The organism is Terriglobia bacterium (assembly GCA_020073085.1).
Lineage (GTDB): Bacteria > Acidobacteriota > Terriglobia > JAIQFV01 > JAIQFV01 > JAIQFV01.
This window is the reverse complement of sequence record JAIQFV010000009.1, coordinates 42599-61764: the sequence shown is the minus strand read 5'-3', so window position 1 is coordinate 61764 and position 19166 is coordinate 42599. Positions and strand designations below refer to the sequence as shown.

General features: G+C 56.2%; 10 protein-coding genes. 2 read left to right on the top strand and 8 right to left on the bottom strand.

Features of this window, described 5'->3' with window-relative positions:
- Positions 1 to 8 precede the first annotated feature (8 nt).
- On the top strand, positions 9 to 1688 hold the full coding sequence (locus LAO21_11130; protein MBZ5553264.1) for a hypothetical protein: 1680 nt from the start codon (positions 9 to 11) through the stop codon (positions 1686 to 1688).
- A 60-nt stretch (positions 1689 to 1748) separates the two neighbouring features.
- Here LAO21_11130 and LAO21_11125 read toward each other — a convergent pair whose 3' ends face one another.
- The 8 genes from LAO21_11125 to LAO21_11090 all read right to left on the bottom strand — a co-directional run bounded on the left by LAO21_11125 (position 1749) and on the right by LAO21_11090 (position 17336).
- Positions 1749 to 4880: a hypothetical protein gene (locus tag LAO21_11125; GenBank protein MBZ5553263.1), complete on the bottom strand. Its 3132-nt coding sequence runs from the start codon at positions 4878 to 4880 to the stop codon at positions 1749 to 1751.
- A gap of 173 nt (positions 4881 to 5053) precedes the next feature.
- Positions 5054 to 5848 carry an outer membrane lipoprotein-sorting protein gene (locus LAO21_11120; GenBank protein MBZ5553262.1) on the bottom strand — a complete coding sequence of 265 codons (795 nt, stop codon included), beginning with the start codon at positions 5846 to 5848 and terminating at the stop codon, positions 5054 to 5056.
- A 436-nt stretch (positions 5849 to 6284) separates the two neighbouring features.
- Positions 6285 to 7361 carry a class I SAM-dependent methyltransferase gene (locus LAO21_11115; GenBank protein MBZ5553261.1) on the bottom strand — a complete coding sequence of 359 codons (1077 nt, stop codon included), beginning with the start codon at positions 7359 to 7361 and terminating at the stop codon, positions 6285 to 6287.
- Positions 7362 to 7782: 421 nt separating this feature from the next.
- A complete protein-coding gene (locus LAO21_11110; GenBank protein ID MBZ5553260.1) occupies positions 7783 to 9039 on the bottom strand; it encodes an MFS transporter in 1257 nt (418 codons plus the stop codon).
- Positions 9040 to 10207: 1168 nt separating this feature from the next.
- Positions 10208 to 13453, bottom strand: a complete 3246-nt coding sequence (locus LAO21_11105) for a hypothetical protein (protein MBZ5553259.1) — start codon at positions 13451 to 13453, stop codon at positions 10208 to 10210.
- Between the two features lie 186 nt (positions 13454 to 13639).
- On the bottom strand, positions 13640 to 14593 hold the full coding sequence (locus LAO21_11100; GenBank protein ID MBZ5553258.1) for an ABC transporter permease: 954 nt from the start codon (positions 14591 to 14593) through the stop codon (positions 13640 to 13642).
- 284 nt (positions 14594 to 14877) lie between these two features.
- Entirely contained in the window at positions 14878 to 16410 is a 1533-nt protein-coding gene (locus tag LAO21_11095; GenBank protein MBZ5553257.1) for a sugar ABC transporter ATP-binding protein, read from the bottom strand.
- Entirely contained in the window at positions 16407 to 17336 is a 930-nt protein-coding gene (locus LAO21_11090) for a substrate-binding domain-containing protein (GenBank protein MBZ5553256.1), read from the bottom strand. The genes LAO21_11095 and LAO21_11090 overlap by 4 nt, the downstream gene beginning before the upstream one ends.
- 271 nt (positions 17337 to 17607) lie before the next feature.
- On the opposite strand from LAO21_11090, the gene LAO21_11085 reads away from it, so the two are divergent.
- Positions 17608 to 19122: a hypothetical protein gene (locus LAO21_11085; GenBank protein ID MBZ5553255.1), complete on the top strand. Its 1515-nt coding sequence runs from the start codon at positions 17608 to 17610 to the stop codon at positions 19120 to 19122.
- Positions 19123 to 19166 lie beyond the last annotated feature (44 nt).

Here is a 19166-nt window from a genome sequence, read left to right as displayed (position 1 = left end):
GCCTCCGGATGCCGGACACCCATGACCTGGGGTTGCACCTTGACCAGATGAAATCGTTTTATGCCGGCCTTGCAGCCGGTGAGTCTTATCCCCGGTGGGAGGAGGATACGAATCAGGGGTATGGAGCGCCCACCACGAGTTTTTACCCTCCCGGAATCTACTATCTCACATCAGTCTTCTACCCCTTTCTTCGCAACTGGATCTGGGTGATTCTAACGGTGCAGCTCCTGATCAGGGTCTGCTCCGCTGGCGCCCTCTATGTTTACGCGCACCGGCTGATGTCGCGCCCCGCGGCCTGCGTCGCCATGGCTGCTTACGCCTTCTTCCCCTACTATCTTTTGGACCAGTATCAGCGAGGCGCGATAGCCGAACTGCTGGCCTTCGTTTGGATGCCCCTGGTTCTGCTTTTCACCGAACGGTTATTCAGGGAAGGGAAGGGAACGGCGCGGGATCAAGAAGGAGCTTTGGAGGAGCTCCCGCAGCGTGTTGCAGGTGAGGGGAAATCCACGCAGGCGAGGAAAGTTTTGCTCAACGTGATGGGACTGGCCTTGAGTTATGGCGCCTTTCTGTGGACTCACCCGCCGACCGCATTTCAGTTCACGCTGGCGCTTGGCTTGTTGGTGCTCATCCTGATGATTCATCACCGGGACCTGAAAGGGGCATTGTATGTTGCAGGTGGAATGACCCTCGCCCTTGGCTTGTCGGCGGCCTACCTGTACCCAGCCGCCGTGGAACAGAATCTCATCCGCCACGAGATCATTGAGCAGGATTGGCCTTACCACGAGACCTATGTGTTTGCCCGCGCAGAATACACGAAGGACAATCCCGAGTTTTTCAAGCGGATCGATGACATTTGGATCTTTGGAACGGCGGCGATGGGGGCGGCCGCCATTGCGTTGCTAGCGCTGAAGACCCGCGGTCAGGGTGTATCACCCCGATTTAAGGAGCATGTGGTGCTGTGGTCCGTGTTAGGAGGGTTCACGTGTTTCATGATGACACGGGCTTCGGCTCCTCTCGGCCGCAGAATCCCTGAGATTGAGGTCGGCGTGTTCTCATGGCGGATGCTAACAATCACGACCTTGGTGGTGGCTCTGCTGGCAGGGGCTGCGATCGAATCCGCTCTCGATGCCCGTCGTGAAAAGCACAAATCCAGGCTCATCGCATTTTCCGCCCTTGCGGCCCTGATGACGCTGGGAAGTGCGGCTTTCAGTATTCGGACGGTTGTAGCGCCCATGTGGGGGGCGGTGAGATTCGAGCCTGAGTCCCAGCACCTCAACGATGTGATTATCCCGAGCACCGCGCCCGCGAACATCGAAGATCTTCCCCCGCTCGGCCGTGTGACGCTCGCCCATGGGAACGGTCGCGTGTCGATCGAGCAATGGAAACCCGAACACCGCCTCCTGCGTATCACGTTGGACCGGAGTGATGAGGTGAGGATCCGGACGTTCAATTATCCCGGCTGGACCGCCACAGTGGATGGCCGCCCGGCGGCCCTCAGTACTGACAAGGGGCTCGGCATCATGGTGCTCAAACTCCCTGCGGGCACTCATCAAGTGGAGATTGATTATAGGGACACTCCGCCTCGGCGCCTGGGGAAGGAGATCACTGGGGGCGCATTCCTGTTGATGGCAGTCGTTGTGGCGGCAGCGTTTCTTGTCCCGAAACGCCGGTTGCCAGGAGAGATCTAACCTCAAAAAAGGGGTAGCGAAATTGTCGCCGGCACTCCGGGAGTGTCGCGGACAAGCGGTCTACTGCTTCTCTTGTTTCTTCTCCCACTCTTCCTTACTCATCACCCGGATGGGATCCAACTTCCTTTTTTCCAGGATGGCGTTCACTGCCGGCAGTTCTTTCTTCGCGAGGGTGTCAAACTCGGCGACCACAACGTCAAATTCCTTCTTTAAAGCTTCCATGCGGAGGATCTGCGATTGCGTAGGCCGCCCTTCGTACCCGTTGACGGCTCCGTAAAGTGAGCCCATCTGCTCCCGGATCTTTTCTTCCCCGGTGATGCCGCCCCCTTCCTTGGTTGCGACCAGTTTGGAGCGGATCCCTTCAAGGGACTTGGCTACATCTTCGAGCCGCTTTCGGGTGACATCGCCGGCAGCAAGCTTTGCGGCCCGCTCACTGCTTTGGTCACGCGCATTCGCGATGGTATCGACCCGGTAGGTCAATTCCCCCAGCATATCGTAAAGCTTCATCACCGTCTGAAATTGCAGTAAGCGATCTTCCTTGGTGTGTTTGGAACGCGGGTCCGGCACTATCTTCAATTCCTCGGTGTAAGTGTTCTTGCCCTTGATCATTTTTACCGTATAAGTGCCCTCCAGGACGCGGGGCCCGACGAACGAGAAGAAGTTCGGCACCAGGCCGGCGGCGGGAGGCACCTTGGGTGCTTTCATGCGCATCGACCAGTCGATACGGTTCAGCCCACGGCGCATGTTCCCGGGAACCGTTGAGACTAGCTTGCCGGAAGAATCGTAGATTTCAAACTTGAGGTCACCGAAGATATGGCGCTTTTTCTGGTAGTAGGTGATGGGTGCTCCCTCGCCGGCAGAGCGTCCGACATACTCCGCATCCCCGTTGAATCCGAACTCCGAGGCGGGAATGATCTGGACTGCAGGCTTCGATTCAACAAAAGTTGCTTCCGCAGATAGCACCTGGGGGCTCAGGGCCCTCAACGGAGAAATGTCGTCGACGATCCAGATACCTCGTCCGTGGGTGGCCAGAATCAGGTCGGATTCGCGGGGGTGAATGGCGATGTCCCGCACCGCTACAGCGGGGAAGTTACCACCCTTGAACGACGCCCACTGCCGGCCTCCATCCACCGAGATAAATAACCCGAGTTCCGTCCCCAGGAAGAGCAGATCTTTATTGACGGTGTCCTCCTTGATGACGTGGGCGTACCCGGTGATGTCCGGGGTGACGAGCGACTGCCACGTCTTTCCATAATCGGCGGTCCTGTACACGTAGGTCTTCATGTCCCCGCCGGCGTGACCATCGAAGGTGGCATAGGCCGTGCCTTCATCAAATCGGCTGGCCTCCACCGTGGACACCCAGGTACTGGGCGGAAGGCCCGTCACATTGCCGACCACGTTGGTCCAGGTCTTTCCCCCGTTGCGGGTTATCTGAAGATTGCCATCGTCAGTCCCGACCCAGATAATGTCTCCGTTGCGGGGCGATTCACAGATGGTGTAAATGGTGGTGTGAGCTTCCGCATCCGAATTGTCTACCGTCAGGCCGCCGGATTCCTCCTGTCGCTGCTTATTGGGATCGTTGGTGGTCAGGTCCGGTGAAATTCGTTCCCAGGAATCGCCGTGGTCACGAGAGCGGAACAAAAACTGCGAGCCGAAGTAAACAGTCCCCTTCGTGTTTGGGCTGACATGGATCGGCGAATTCCAGTTGAAACGGAATTTCTTCTCCCCGGCATCCGGGAACGGTTTGATGTCTTTGGTCTCCAGGGTCTTCCGGTTGATGCGGGCAAGGTTGCCCCCTTGATACTCGGCATAAATGTACTCAGAATCCGAAGGGTCTTCAAAGACCCAAAATCCATCCCCGCCATAGACACTTTTCCAGTGACGGTTCTGAATGCCGCTGGTGGCGCGCGAGGGCCCGTACCATGAGCTGTTGTCCTGGAGGCCCCCATACACATTGTAAGGTTGTTCCATGTCGTAGCTCACGTGGTAGAACTGTGAAAGCGGGAGGTTGGCGATGAACCGCCACGTGTTTCCCCGGTCCTCGGAGGCATAGAGTCCGCCATCGGTCCCGACAAACATCTGGTCGGGGTTCGAGGGATTAATCCACATGGCGTGAAAATCGCTGTGCACACTCCCGGCAATGCCGCTGAAGGCCCTTCCGCCATTGTCGCTTACCACCAATCCGGTCGATGGCTTGTATACGCGGTCATAGTCCTTGGGATCAACAAATAAGTGCGCGAAGTAAAACGGCCGGCCCACAACTGCAGCGCCTGAATTCATTTCGGTCCAGGATTCTCCCAGATCATCGGAGCGGAAGAGTGCGCTGTGTTTGGCTTCCACCACGGCGTAGACCACGCTGGGTCGCGATGGGGCCACGGCGATCCCGATCCTGCCCAAGTCCCCCTCAGGCAAACCCCGGGTCAACCTTTTCCAGGTCACCCCCGCATCGGTACTCTTGAAGAGGCCGGATCCCGGACCTCCGGAAGTGAACAGGTATGGCTTCCTTCGGAACTGCCACATCGCGGCGTAAAGGATTCTTGTGTCCTGCGGGTCCATGGCGATCATGGCGCAGCCGGTGTCATTGTTTACAGACAAGGATTTCTGCCAGGTTTTCCCCCCGTCGGTCGTCTTAAAGACGCCACGCTCGGCGTTCGCATCCCAGAGATGACCTGTGGCGCAGGCGTAAACGGTGTCACTGTGATTCGGGTCGACGAGAATGCGTGAAATGCGCTCGGAGTCAGCCAGTCCCAGGTGTTGCCAGTTCTCACCGCCATCCGTCGTTTTATAAATCCCGGTGCCCACCGATACACTATTTCGCACCCAGGTTTCGCCGGTTCCCACCCAGACCGTTTGCGGCCGGGCGGGGTCAATGGTAACGGCGCCGATTGATTGGGTGTACTTGTCGAACACCGGCTTGAACGTGGTTCCGCCGTTCACGGATTTCCAGACGCCTCCACTGGCGGAGCCCACATAGAGGGTCAACCGCCCCTTCTCGATCGTGCCGTCAATCGACGCAATTCGGCCGCTCATGGTGGCTGGCCCGATCGGCCTCGCGTCCAGGCCGGAAAAAGTGTCGGAATCCACTTTGACCGCCTCGTTCTTCGAGGCCTCTGTCTGCGCGAGGGTGGGAGGGGCAAGGAGAATCAACAGACTCAAACCGGAAATCAAAGTCCTCAGTGGGCGGAATAGCATGACTGGGTTCCTCTCATACCATTGGATTTTGGAAGGGGCGACCTTGGGGGCGCGGTAGGCAAGCAAAACGGAGCGTCCCCAAGAGTCTTGACGCCAGCGAAATTGGGTTCGAATGAGACAACTGCAAGAAGAACGGTGCGGGCGAGGTTTCTCGTTTCAAAAATCGAAATCCGTCACTTCTTCTCTTCAGGAGGCTTCTTATCCACGGGCTTCTTCTCTTCCGGCTTGGGCTCCTCCTTCTTCACTTCGGGCATCTTGAAGCGCGCGTCCTCAACGGCCGGATTCAATTCAACCTTGTCAATCGTGATCTTCTGTTTTTGGGGCACCCCTTTCATCCCCATCTCGTAAGAGAACGGAAGCACGAGGCCTTCCACTTCCTTGTAGTCGCCGAGGTTGACTTCTGATTCGCGTTCAGTTCCTCGGACGGTCCGCTTGCTCTCTTGCCGCAATTGAAGATAGGAATCGGTATCGAGGTACACGTAATCGACCTCTCCGTCTTTCAGAGTCACCTTGAGTTTGTAAGCGTCAGTCCCCTCCACCGGTTCTTTGCCCACTAATTCGACCTTGTTGCCTTTCTCCTTGTAATCGACCAGGGGGCCATCAAAATCGGCTTCCTCGGTGAAGGCCTTGAGTTCATCTTCTCCCATCGGTTCGGGATCTTTCTTGCCCCCAAAGGGCATGAGCGACCAGCCCGTCTTCCCGTCATAGGCCTGGACGGCCGTGAGTCCCTGGATGGTGAATTCCATCCGCAGGTTGTTCGGGCGTTTCTTCTCCAGGACAGCGGGGGCTTCCAGGCCTTGGCCCAGCTGCATCTTGCCTGAGAAACGAATTGTCTTCACCGCCTTGAGCTTCTCCAAGCCGCCCAGCGCTTGGATGTGTTTGTTGACGATTTCGTCCACGGTTTGGGCGCATACAGGCAGCGCCAATATCATCAAACAGGCTAAACTCAAACTAAGTCTTCGAAACATGGAACACTCTCCTTGAATGAACTGGCTGGACCTCTGTGTGGATTCGAGGTGCCGGGTGCCTGACCTTGGATGGTTTGACCTGATGATCACATCGTGAAGTCCTCAGTCCGGCATGCCGGTCAATTTGTAGTCTTGTTGCAATGAACAGATTGACTATCAAGCATTACGTATGACCACCGTCATGAGTTTCAGCGCGCAAGAAGAAGATTCACACGCCGGGATGTTCATTCATCGAGACCTTGGTCGCTTATGAACAGAATTTGTTCTGGCAAGGGCAAGAGAATTTATCACTAGGAGACCAGGAATACAGGAAGTGAAAAACCTTCCGTCGAAACAGAACCTGCTAATCCCGCTGCGGAGGGCTATCCATCGACCACCCATCCCTAGGTTTCCTGGTCTCCTAATAAAATCTGATTTTGCTTTCGGCTCGTCCGGATCAGGGACGGGCTTCAAAGACGCGGTTAAACGGCGTTTCAGTGGCGCGGCGAAACCGGGTGAAGCCGGCGGAGGTGACCACCATTCGGAGCTGTTCCTCTGTGGCGATCGTGCCCAACGCAGTCTGACCCGAGGCAATAGCATTGGGAGTACAGCAGAGTACTGAAGCCCCGGAGAACACCCGTCCCACCGGATTGAAGTTGCCCTCCACATTTTCTGAGGCCATCGGTTCCACGATGAGCACCGTTCCCTCCGGGCTCAAGGTGTCCAGGGCCCGTTTCAGCGAACCGGCAGGTTCGCCGAGATCGTGGAGGCAATCAAAAAATGCGACCAGATCGTAACCCGAGCCGGGGAAATTGGTCGCACCTGCGATGTCGAATGTGACCCGATCAGCAACGCCGGCGGTGAAGGCGGCCTTGCGGGCATGGGTGATGGAAGGGGCGTGATTGTCGAAGCCGAAGAATCGGGACTTTGGAAAGGCCTGGGCCATGATGAGGGTGGAGGCGCCATGCCCGCAGCCTATGTCGGCTACTCTGGCGCCCGCTTCCAGTTTCGCTTTGACGCCGTCCAGCGCCGGGACCCAGTTTGAAATGAGGTTCGCAGCATAACCGGGACGGAAGAATCGTTCTGTTCCTTCAAAGAGGTCATTATCGTGCTCACCCCAGAACATACCCCTGCCGGTCTGAAAGGCTTCGGCGATGCGCCCGCTGGACTTCATCATGGCGGTGATCACCTGGAAGCCGCCGCAAACAAAGAACGGGCTACGGTCGTCGGCAAGGGCCAGGGCGTGTTCGGGAGGCAGCGAATAGCGCCTGGTCGCCGGGTTGTAATCAATATACCCGCCTGCTGCTTGATTGATGAGCCAGTCCCGAACATAACGCTCGTCCGTTCCGGTTCTTTGGGCGAGTTCTCCGGGAGTCATCGGCGGCGCTCCTGCCATCGCCTTGTAGAGCCCAAGCTTATCGCCAATGACCACCAGGGCTGCGCTCACCGCGGCGCCAAAGTCATTGACGGCTTTGCCCAAAAACGTTTCAACCCTCGATTGATTGAAGGCCTGCTGAGTTGCTGTCATTTTCATGCACCTCCTGAGGTGGTTTTGTTGTGACCCGAATAACTGAATGAGTCCGGCCGGACCGAAACAGCCTGCTGTTATGTGGCGCTGCTCTTAAGGGAATGGGGAGTCCATTCCGCATACAGAGAGTTGTGCCCACGGCAGCGCTCCTGGCACATAGTCTCTCAAGGGCCTTTCAATGCCCGGGCCATAGCCCCGGCTGATTGCGCCTCTCGGCCGGCCTGCGAATCCCCGAGGATTCACAAAATTTTAATTTGAGATAAGAAAGCCTTGCAGCGGGCAGAATTTTATGGCGCGGGGCTCGGGGTGTCAAGAGATACCGGATTCACGATTTGACTTGGGTCGGCAGGGATGACGGAGGTCACCGCCCGGTGTCCTGGGGACAATGGTCAGGATCATTGCGGAGTCGCGGGATCGTCTCGTGGAGTCATTCAGAGACCAGTCCTTCCGGAGTGGACGCCTTTGGATCAGTCACGCCGCGAGTGCGTAGATGCAGGTAGCCTGCCGCTCCCATCACGACCAGGAACACGGCGATGAGGTCGTAAAGGGCGCGCACCCCGGTCCAGTTCGCGACCTTTCCTGAGATAGAGACCCCGACGATCTGGAAAACGGTCATCAACGAAATGCCGGTACTGCTCACTCGGCCCAGCATCGCCTGGGGGGTTTCTTCCTGTACCAGGGTCTGCGATGGGATCATCACAGCGCTGACTGCAAACCCCAGTGCGAGGCTCGAGACCAGGGCGACCGGCGCAGTAGCCGACACGGCGAGCAGGAAAATGCCTACGCCACATCCCATGATGCCGAACGAAACCATCATCGCCCGGGACCACTTCTGCGCAAACCTGCCGATGAGTAGGGCGCCGACGATCGTCCCAAGCCCGACCAGCGCGACCAGGGCACCGAACACCTGGGACTCTGAATGCAGGATGTCGCGCACATAAACGGCGATCAAGGCATCGAACGCCCCCGCCGCCAGGAGCGTCACAGCCATCGCCCCAGTCACGAACCGGACGGAGGGTTGGTTCCAAATGAAACGGAAACCTTCCCGCATTTCTCCAAGCAGGGCTCGGACCCCTCGGACGGAATCCTTCGGGACTCGTGTCAGAAGAAGCCTTGAAAGAAGCGCCGCCGAAATCACGAACGACAGGGCATCGAGGTAGAAACAAACCTTCTCTCCCGCCCATGCCACCAAGAATCCTGCCACCGCCGGGCTGATGATCTTGTTGAAGTGAATGGATTGCGTATTTGCGGCATTGGCCACCAGCAATTCATCCTTGCTGACCAGCACCGGAATTGCGGAGGTTTGGGCGGGCATGAAAAAACAAGATACCGCGCTCAAACCAAAAAAGAGAAGATAGAGCAGCGACAAGTCGTGGGCAAACACGAGCATCAACGCCAGAACTGCGCGAATCAGGTCACTCGAGATCATTGTCCACTTGAGGTTCCAGCGATCGACAAAAACCCCCGCAACTGGCCCCAGAAGGGCCCAGGGAATACCGTAGGCAAGGAAGATACCCCCCACTTGATAGGGCGACCCATGCAATCGAAAAGCTACCAGACTGAACAACGCCAGCACAGCCAGCCAGTCCCCGAAATTGCTGATGTACTGGGCCATCCAGAGCACGAAGAACTGCTTGTTCTTCAGGACCTGACGAAATGTGACTGCTTCAGCTTTCTCTTTCATGGATTGGTTGTATCCTCGATCCTTCCTTGAAAGTCTTGCCGCCGTGTTGCGCACGAATTCAAGAAGGGCCTCCCCCGATTCGAAGTCCGCAATCCGAAATCCACTCGTCCAGTGACTTGCCGGTTCTTTGAGGCAGTTCTGCAATCCCTTTTTGCACCATCAAGACTCCAGGGTGCACGCGGTAAAGAGATTTCTTTTGGGTCTTTGCTGCTCCCTGGGGCATAAGCTCTCCACCTCACGAGATCGATCGTTAGGACGGGAAATATTCCACGATATTGCGAAGCTTGGTTGGGTTGCTAATTACTGAATGGGTGAAACTTGCATGCTTTCTTTTGGAGGAGGAGGGGCAGACTTCCTCCTCATTCCATGTTTCCTCTTCAGTGACCGGTGACAGCCAGCCACCTCGGTATTGGGGTGGAGGTAGTCACGAACACGATGGGAGCAAAGCACGGGCTCGCCACTTCAACCGTTCCCTCGATTTCAGCATCTCCCTCTGGGGAAGCCGGAAAATCTCCGGTGCTTGAAAGAATAATAGTCGGCTTGCCTGCGGCATCGATACTCTGGCAACTCAGTACTGCACGGAAAGTTTTCAAGGGGTTGGTACCAGCCCCGGTTCCGTCGGCAAACACCAGTCCTCTAACGTGGACCTCAATTTCCCCATTCGACTTAAGTTCCCCCCTGGCTCTGGAGACTGTCCAATTACGCCCAGCCCCTCCCACACCTTGGATGGGGGTGACTGGGCCCACAAATGGCCCCGATACCCCCACCATTGATCCGAAATTCAAAAGGTCCCTATCATCAGAACCATCGGCCCAGATGACACTTGCCAGGAAAATCCCAAACAACAACACTACGATCTTTTTCATTTGTTTCCTCCGACTGAGATAATTAGTGGTCTCGAAAAGGCCAGCAATTTTGTCACCAACCATTGCGGGTGCGCATTCGCGGATCGCGTCTCTCTGATACGGATGGAGAAAGTGTATAAAATTGACCAGAAACCGACCTCCCGGTTTTCAGCTTCTTCTACAAAAATTTGTATTGATTTATGGATTTTCTCCGGATTTACGGAGCAGGAGATTTCCAGCAGTGTCGCCAGGGAGGGAAGAAGGGGGTTCCTGGCATGATCCCTTGGGAGCTGGTACTCGGGAATGTCTGAGGCTGGAGCGACCTAAAAGGTCACTTTAATGGTCACCACAGCATTTTTTCTTGTACGAAACTTCACAACATTCTTTTCAAACTGGACTGGTTCTCCATCTTCCTCCAGAAAATTGGATTGAACCACCTTTTTAGGAGTCCGCGGCAAGGTTACGACGGCGTTGGTGTCTTCACCCTTGGCGTCATACCACTGGAGTACCCATGCCTCAGAATCTTCGGCTTGCTTGATTGTGGTCAGGACCAGTGTATCCGGCTTGATCTGAACAAATGAATGAGTGGGTGGCAATCCGCCGGGATGTAAATCCGTGAGGTAGACGATTAAAGGATTGTTGTACTCATAGCCGCGTGCGGCCGTTCGCCCTTCGTTCACCCTGCCGAGATGAGGATAGAGGGCGTATTCAATGATATGTTTGCCGCGGTCGGCGGTGGGGTCGGGCCATTTGGGCGAGCGAAGCAGGGAGAGCCGGATGGTGTTCCCCTTGATGTCGTATCCGTACTTGGACCGGTTCAAGAGGCTCACGCCAGAATCATCCTGAGACAAGTCTGCCCATCTCTCGGCGGGCACCTCCACCCGGGCCTTCTCCCATCGATCATTCATTCCTGTGGAGCGTCGTATCTGACCAAAGGGAATCTCGTAGGTGGCCATCCTGTCGTGGACCGCCAAGGGAAACGCGACCTTCAGCATGGTTCTGTCCTCCCACCAGTCCACTTGGGTTCGGAATTCAATCCGATCCAGGCCGGAATAGAGGATCACATCCTGGATGAAGAAGGAGCTCGGGAAGCCTTCGGCCGGAAACTCCCGTTTGAATCCTGGACCTAGGACATCCCGATGGATCCTTATGATCGAACGAACTGGCCCCTTTTCAACTACCTCGACCTTGCGCAAGGTTGAGGGATACACCGTCCCGGTAAGACCGATATTCCAGGCATCCCACTGTTTCGGCTTGTCCTCCAGGATCTGCAGTTCATTCCCGGAAGCACTCAAGAGTTCTTTTCCGATGCGCTTGTCGAAGGCGCTTTGGACCCATCCCGTCGCCCCATCGACATTGACGCGGAAAAATTCATTCTCAAGAGCGAGGGGTGAGGCAAATGAGAGTGCCGTGGGCTGAGCGGCGGGTTTCTGCTTTCGCAGGGCATAGACTTTGTAGCCCAGGGAGGGGACCTTTTCCGCGACAAAGAGCAAGGCGCGATGGTAGCGATCCTTCTGAATGATCTGGGAAACCACCTCTGCGCCGTTGACCTCGAAGAGGGCGTAAGCTCCATGGTCCCCTTCGGGCAGCGGGGCTTCAACCAAATCGGTTCTTTCCCACGACAGCGGATTAAATACAACCACTGCGCTGTGACCTCTTGCAGCGGAGGTATTGACTTTCCCTGCAATCGTTCCGATTGCTGTCCGCAACTCATGATTTCCTATGTCCTCTGCTGCCTGGTGTCGCTCGGCGGCGTCAAGGTACACTTCGCGGATCCCGGATCCCGGCAGGATGTCATGGAACTGGTCAAACATTAGATTTCGCCACGCGTCTTGGAGGGCTTCCTTATGAACACGGCCTCCAACCAGTGATGCGAGCGAGGAAAATTTCTCCGCGCTGGTCAGAAGACTCTCGTTATGGCGATTGAATTCCTTCATCTTTGCCTGGGTTGTGAAAGTCCCCTGGTGGTATTCAAGGTAGAGTTCATCCTTCCATGTTGGAATTCTTGTGGGATCCTGGTTTTTCAACCAGTTCAGGTATTCCCTCGCCGTGCTGTACTCGATCTTCGGATAAATGTCGAGAGACTTAAAGTGTTCGATTCGTTCCAGCATTGCTTCGGTCGGCCCGCCTCCGTGGTCTCCCACGCCGAAAAGGATTAAGAATCGCGTGAAGCCGGTGTTGGCTTCGAATTGGCGGAGCCAATCGACCAACATGTACGGATCAGTCACGTCACTGACGTAGTCGAACGGAAAGTAACAGAGAATGCGGGAGCCGTCCGGCCCCTCCCACCAGAAGACGTGGTAGGGAAAAACATTGGATTCGTTCCAACCGATCTTCTGTGTAATAAACGCATCGATACCGGCGTTGCGATACATCATGGGCATGTTCCAGTTGTAGCCGAAAGAATCGGGATTCCATCCGACGGTCACCTCGGCCCCCAGATGCTCCTTGAAATATTGTTTGCCATAGAGCAGGTGATGCGCCCAGGATTCCCCGCTGGGCAGGTTGCAGTCCGGTTCTACCCACATCCCTCCGACCACTTCCCATCGCCCTTCTTTGACCCGCTGTTTAATTTTTGAAAACACATCAGGGTACAATTGCTCCATCCAGTCGTAGTAGGCCGCGGAGCTTTGGGTATAGGTGAAATCCGGCCGCGTCTCCATCATTTTAAGGACCGAGTTGAAAGTGTTCTTGCAGACCTCGACCGTTTCCTTCTCGCGCCACAACCAGGCGGCATCGATGTGGGCATTGGCGGTCAAGACCAGCTTAAATCTTTTGGCAAAGGCATCAATGGGTTTCAATTGCGCCCGCACGCCCTCCATCGACAGAAGAAATCTATCCACTGATCCACTTTTCAAAGCATCGACGTCGACCAGTCCTGCGAGATCCTCGAGGGACTCGGAGAGATGTCTTTTCTCCTCTTTATCCATGCTCGATTTGTCGATGCCGGGATCTTCGCGCTTCGTGGCATTGGTCTGATAGGTATCAAAGCTCAACAGTTTTTGTCCGACCCTCAGGCTTAAGGCGAAATCCTGGATTCTCTGGCGGAGCTGTTTCGTCGTTGCTGATTCACCTTCCATCTGGATCCGGGATCGAAGCAGCCGCAACGGTCCTCCCGTGTTGATGGCCTTGATGGCAATCAAGAACTTGTCCCCGGGATGGCCATCCTCGGTCAGGACAAACTCGCCATCCCAATCAAACCGTCCCTTTTCCCGGCCGTTAATCCAAAGGAATCCATAGTCGTCCACGGTGACCAGAAACCGGATTTTTCCGCTGACGGGCTGTCCCAGAATGCGGTCGGGAAGGGTGATCTTTTTCCTCAACCAGCAGGAGTCGACTTCAAGGGACGTGCCGATGGTGAGGGTTTCCCATCGGGAGTCGTCGAATTCGCCACGAGCCGGATCGCCTTGAATCACAGGGGCGGTCTTGAGATCGGGACTCATTTTCCAGTCGTTGAACGAAGCCAGAGTGAGCGAGTCGAGTGCTTGAGCGAGCTTGTCGACACGGGTCTGCGCAACGAGCGGAGCGCACAGGAGAAGGAGAGCCAAAAGGATTTTTGGTGTTTTCATGATGTCGGTTCCTCGCAGTTCTACTGAGGATGATCGTTAGTATTGATTTATGAGAGCATCTCGCGAAGTGGTACGCTTTGGTAGCCCCGCCACGCTTTCTGTGGCGGGGGCTCTTGCGACCGGCCGCCAAAGCTCCACCGGGGAGCGCTGTCCTGCACCCCGGGGCCCTCCGAGTGGCTGGGCTAATCACTTTTTTCTCATCTGGTCCAGCATCACGGCCACCAAAATCACCAATCCGACGATGATCTGTTGGATATAGGAGTTGACATTGAGTAGATTTAATCCGTTACGCGACACACCGATCAGCATGGCCCCGACAAAGGTCCCGACAATGGAACCGCGACCGCCAAAAAGGCTGGCGCCTCCCACAACCACGGCTGCAATGACGTCCAGCTCGTACATCAACCCTGCATTCGGCTGCCCCGAATTCATCCGCGAGGCGAGGAGAATTCCACTCAGGGCAGACAGCACCCCACAGAGCATGTAGACCTGCCTAAGGACCCGCTTGGTATTGATCCCCGCGAGCCGGGCAGCCTCCTGGTTTCCTCCGACGGCATAGACGTGTCGTCCGAACCGGGTGTACTGCAACACAATGTACGCGGCTATATAAACCGCAATCATGATCAGAGTGGGGAAGGGAATGCCTGCGATTCTGCCGCCGCCCAGCACGCTGAAGGCATGAGGCAAGCCCCAGACGGGTCTGCCGCCGGTGTAAAGGTAAGCCGCCCCGCGCCAGATGCTCATCAGGGCGAGGGTCACGATGAAAGGGGTGACGTTGAATCGCGTGATGAAGAAGGCCGACAGCCATCCGGAGAACGCGCCAACGAAAACCGCCGTCGCGAGGAAGAGCGGGAAGGAGTAGGCCAACGGAATCGGCCATTTCAACACGCTGGTTGCCACGACGCCACTGAAGGCCACCAGGGCGCCGACCGAAAGGTCAATGCCAGCCGTCAGGATGACAAAGGTCATTCCTGCCGCGATGATGGCCGTGATGGAAACCTGGAGCGTCACATTGAGGATGTTCTCGGTCGTGAGAAAGAACGGAGAAAGGCGCGAGAACAGAATGATCTCGATCAACAGGGCCAGGCTGATGCCATACTCGCTCAGAATCCTGGAAAGAATGTTTTTTCGAGAACTCATGGAATCAACGCCAGCCGGTGGGAAAGGCAAGGAATAAACGCTTCGATTAGGAAGCCAGGAAGACAGGAGAGTTAAAGCCCCCGTGTTTCGTCATTGACAAGAGAATCTCAGAAAGTCGGGCAGCAGAGAGTTGGACAATTCCCTGTCCGACCACCTTTCACTAGCACAGGCTTCCGGTTTCTTCTAGCGGGTCTTGTGATCCTTCGCTTGCCTTATTTGTTCTGACACGCCACAGCCCTCAGGTCTTAGCCCTCCTGTCTTCCTGGCTTCCTCATAAAGTTTTCTTATTTTTGTATTTCTTGTGCCTTCTTATGGCTCCTCGTCTCAGCAACGCTCGTCGCCAGCAACATGATTTTTTCTTCAGTCGCCTCCTCGCGGGACAGCTCCCCCGTGATTCTTCCTTCGCACAACACCACGATGCGGTCACATAGACCCAGCAGTTCCGGAAGGTCAGAAGAAATAATGACCACGCCTTTCCCCTCCTGTGCGAGCTGATTGAGGAGATTGTAGATTTCGTACTTCACGCCCACGTCGATCCCCGCGGTGGGTTCGTCAAAAATGAGCAGGCGGGAACGGGTAAAGAGCCAGCGGGCGAGCACGACCTTCTGGCGATTGCCCCCGCTGAGGCTGGAGACCTCGCGATTGAGCGAGGGAGTCTTGATGCGCAAATCTTCGGCAAACTGCTGCGCGGCGCCTCGCTCCTTCGCTCCCCGAATGAACCCTCCCCGGCTGACGGCCTTGAGATTGGACAGCGTGATGTTTTTCTCAATGCTCATTTCCATGATCAGGCCATAGCGGTTGCGGTCTTCGGTCAACAGCCCGATCCCGGCATCGATGGCTTCACGCGGAGAGTGCGGGTGAATTTCCTGTCCATCGAGGAAGATCTTTCCGCTCTCCCAAGGGTCGGCCCCAAAAATGAATCTCGCGAGCTCAGTCCGGCCGGCCCCCACCAATCCAGCGAGTCCGAGGATCTCGCCTTGGTTGACTGCGAGGTGGATGTCACGGAGCTTGCCTGCATTCAGGTTGTCTATCTTTAAGATCTCTTTTCCCTTTTGCAGGTTGACCTTTGGATATTCCTGATCCATCTCCCGGCCAACCATCCAGCTCACCAGACCCCTGCGATCCACCTCAGAGGTCTTACAGGTGCGAACCTGTTTTCCATCGCGCAGGACCGTCACGCGAGTTCCAATATCGAAAATTTCATTAATCCGGTGGGAGATGTAAATGATACCAACCCCTTCTTCCTGCAGGCGGCGGATCACGGCAAAGAGGTTCTTCAACTCTTTCTCAGTCAGCGCAGCGGAGGGCTCATCCATGGCCAGAATGCGGTTCTTTCTCGTCAGGGACTTGGCAATTTCGACCACCTGCTGCTGGGCCACGCTGAGAGTGCTCACGCGGGCTCCCGTATCGAGGGACTCCCCGAGTTGCCGGAGCGCGGCCTGGGCAGCCTCGCGCATCCTCTCAAAATCAATGAAGGGAGAGCGTCCCTTGCACGGCTCCCGGCCGAGGAAGATGTTTTCGGCCACAGTGAGTTCGGGCACCAGCTTGAAATCCTGGTAGATGATTCCAATGCCGGCTTGCAAGGCGTCTGCCGGAGAATGCAGGGGAACCGGTTTCCCATCCACGCGAACTTCACCCGCGTCCTTCGGAATCGCCCCTGAGAGAATCTTGATCAATGTGGTTTTCCCGGCGCCGTTCTCCCCCACCAAGCAGTGGACCTCTCCCGCATACAAATCAAACGTCACCTCATCCAGTGCCAGCACACCGGGATACTGCTTCGTGATGTGATCCATTTCAAGCAGGAGTGATGAACTCATCGGGTCTGGGTTTTGGAAAGGGAATCCCGGTCCACGATTCCTACCTCGACCGGAACAACTTTTTGAGGAGGCACGCCGGAAAAGTATTCCTTGATCTTTTCGATGGTGGTTTCTCCGATTTTCCTCGGATATTGGATGACATCCGCCTTCAGGGCGGTGTTTCTAAGGATGGCATCCACCGCCGGGGGCGTGGCATCGTACCCCACGATCGAAATACCGGATCGGTTGAACTGCTGGACAGCATCCAGCGCCCCGAGCGCGGAGTCATCGTTGATTCCGAAGATGCCGATCAAGTCCGGATGCGCTTGAAAGATGTCGGAGGCCACCTGCATGGCCTTGTCACGGACCCCTTCGCCATTCACGTCTGCAACTATCCGCAGGTTGGGATACTGCGCCACGGCATTCTTAAATCCTTGCACCCGGTCAAGGACTGAGGTGAGGGTGGGCTGATCGATGATGGCGATGTTGCCTTTTCCCTTCAGGATTCGGGCAAGATATTCTCCCGCCAGTCGGCCCCCCGCGATGTTGTCCGAAGCAACATGACAGACAACTTCTCCCTCTTGGGAGGCGATGTCGGCCGTAAAGACCGGGATTCTTGCCTGGTTGGCCTTGGCGATGGCAGGGCCGACGCCACGTGAATCGGCGGGACTCACGATGATGGCATCCACCCGGCGCGCCACAAAATCTTCGATCTGGCCGGATTGTCTTCCCAGGTCAAACTCGGCGGTCGTGATGATCAGTTCGTAGTTGTTTCGAGCGGCGGCTGAGAGCAATCCCTCTTCGAGATCCTTGTAAAACAGGTGGGCCCGGGTGAGCAATGTCACCCCGATCACCTTGGAAGATTTTCTGGCCTCTTTTTTCCCGCAGCCGATAAGTACAAGGGAGAAGATAATGATGGTGAGCAAGAAGGGCTTGAGTAGTTTCACGGGATTCCTTGTTTGAATTCTATTTGGTTGAACCCCTGTGACGAGGGGTCGACGCCACGCGGTGTACCTGAAAGTGACGTGTTTTCAGGGCTAGTTTGCATTGAGAGGGGCGGCAATGCAATGGTTTTGATTGACGGATCTGGGGCCTCCTTTGGAGCCATCAATAACCGCGAGTGGAAATTGTGCAGATCATGTTTTCTGTGATTGCCTGTCTTTGCAGTGGCAATGAAAGATCGCTTCCGGGAGTAATGCCCGGGTGAGGGAGGGGATTATGAAAAAACTGACTCTGGGGTTGGGTGTGGCTATCGTAGTCGTGTTTGTGGGAGTCCTTGCTTTTGAAATGGCTCCCGGCATTTCCGGAAATCCTCCCGGCAATGCAGTCGTGCAGAAGGGGTGGATATCCCATCAAGACCCGCTGGGATTTACAGTCAGCCTGCCTTCAACGTGGAAGGTGCGCGCGGACCGCGCCACTGGGCGTATTGAGTTTCTTGGAGGCGACGGAACGCAGATGGTCGTGTGGCCCGTTTTCATCCCTGCGACGCTCAATCAGAGTTCTGCTCCTTATGTCTTGATGAGACTGGCGGCGAAGATCTGGCCGGACGCGGGATGGGGGACACCTCAATTCTCCGGCAGTTCTGCGGTCCGGGTGCGTGCGGATGCGGGGAAGCGATCTTCGCTTGCGATCCTTACCTGGGCAACCAGTCCGAAAGGCGCCGCCGGTTATGTGTATGCGATGGCTGCGCCGTCTGACAGTTACCGATCGACGGAGGTCGTCTTCGCGGAGATCCTTCGCAGCTTTAAGATCGCCGGCGCTCCATCGGTGGACGCACGGTCCCCGGTGAGCTATGTCGAGTGGAAGGACCCGCACGAGAATGCCTTCAGCCTGGAGGTTCCCGCTCAATGGCGCGTGAATGGTGGGACCTTCCGTTTTGCGTCGGTCGACGTGCGACCGGCCCTGGAAGCCGTCTCGCCGGATGGCCAGATCCGAATCACAGGCGGGGATTCCCAGATTCCGACGTTTACAGAACCGACTCCCTACCTTCAAATGGCCGGGTTTCGGGAAGGTTCATGGTACTCACCCGGATACGGTGTGAACATGATGGTGCGCCGGTATATGTCGGGGTCGGCGTTTGCACGGGAGTACGTGACGACTAAGGTCGCCCGTGGATGTTCGGATCTCTCCTTTCTCGAAACACGCGACCGTCCCGACCTGGTTCAGGCTATTAATTCACTTTACGCGCAAGTAAATACCCCGGGAGTCACGATGAGTTGGAATGCGGGGGAGGTCTCGTTCTCTTGCCGCCAGGAGAACCAGGTGATGCAGGGGTACTACTGTGCCGGCATCCTGGCGACGCGCAGTTCAGGCGGGGCCCTTTGGAACGTGAATATTCTTTATGGTTTTCTTGCCCCGGCTGAGAAGCGGGCATCGACGCAGTCGATCCTGGAGCACATGTTAAGCACCCTGCAGCAAAACCCCCAGTGGGCGGCGATGCAACAGAATGTCACGGCCAACACCTCGCAGATTGTGAGCCGGACAAACCAGGAGATCTCAAAAATCATCTCCGATTCCTACTGGAACCGCCAGGGAGTGATGGATGAGTTGAGTCGCCGACGGTCCAACGCCACCCTGGGAGTGGAGGATGTGGTGGACCACACGACGGGCCGAGAGATCAAGGTGGAGAGTGGCTCCAACTATTATTGGATCGACCAGCACGGGACCATCGTCGGGACCCAAACCGATACTCGGCCCAATCTTGATTTCCGAGAGTTAGTTCGCCTGCCGTGACCGCTCCATCGGACGAGGCCGCTCTTCTCTGCGACCGCCGCGTC

Bases quoted from the DNA above. Each gene is read 5' to 3' on its own strand.
- LAO21_11130 (MBZ5553264.1), top strand. From the start codon at position 9: ATGCCGGACACCCATGACCTGGGGTTGCACCTTGACCAGATGAAATCG.
- LAO21_11125 (MBZ5553263.1), bottom strand. From the start codon at position 4,880: ATGCTATTCCGCCCACTGAGGACTTTGATTTCCGGTTTGAGTCTGTTG.
- LAO21_11120 (MBZ5553262.1), bottom strand. From the start codon at position 5,848: ATGTTTCGAAGACTTAGTTTGAGTTTAGCCTGTTTGATGATATTGGCG.
- LAO21_11115 (MBZ5553261.1), bottom strand. From the start codon at position 7,361: ATGAAAATGACAGCAACTCAGCAGGCCTTCAATCAATCGAGGGTTGAA.
- LAO21_11110 (MBZ5553260.1), bottom strand. From the start codon at position 9,039: ATGAAAGAGAAAGCTGAAGCAGTCACATTTCGTCAGGTCCTGAAGAAC.
- LAO21_11105 (MBZ5553259.1), bottom strand. From the start codon at position 13,453: ATGAAAACACCAAAAATCCTTTTGGCTCTCCTTCTCCTGTGCGCTCCG.
- LAO21_11100 (MBZ5553258.1), bottom strand. From the start codon at position 14,593: ATGAGTTCTCGAAAAAACATTCTTTCCAGGATTCTGAGCGAGTATGGC.
- LAO21_11095 (MBZ5553257.1), bottom strand. From the start codon at position 16,410: ATGAGTTCATCACTCCTGCTTGAAATGGATCACATCACGAAGCAGTAT.
- LAO21_11085 (MBZ5553255.1), top strand. From the start codon at position 17,608: ATGAAAAAACTGACTCTGGGGTTGGGTGTGGCTATCGTAGTCGTGTTT.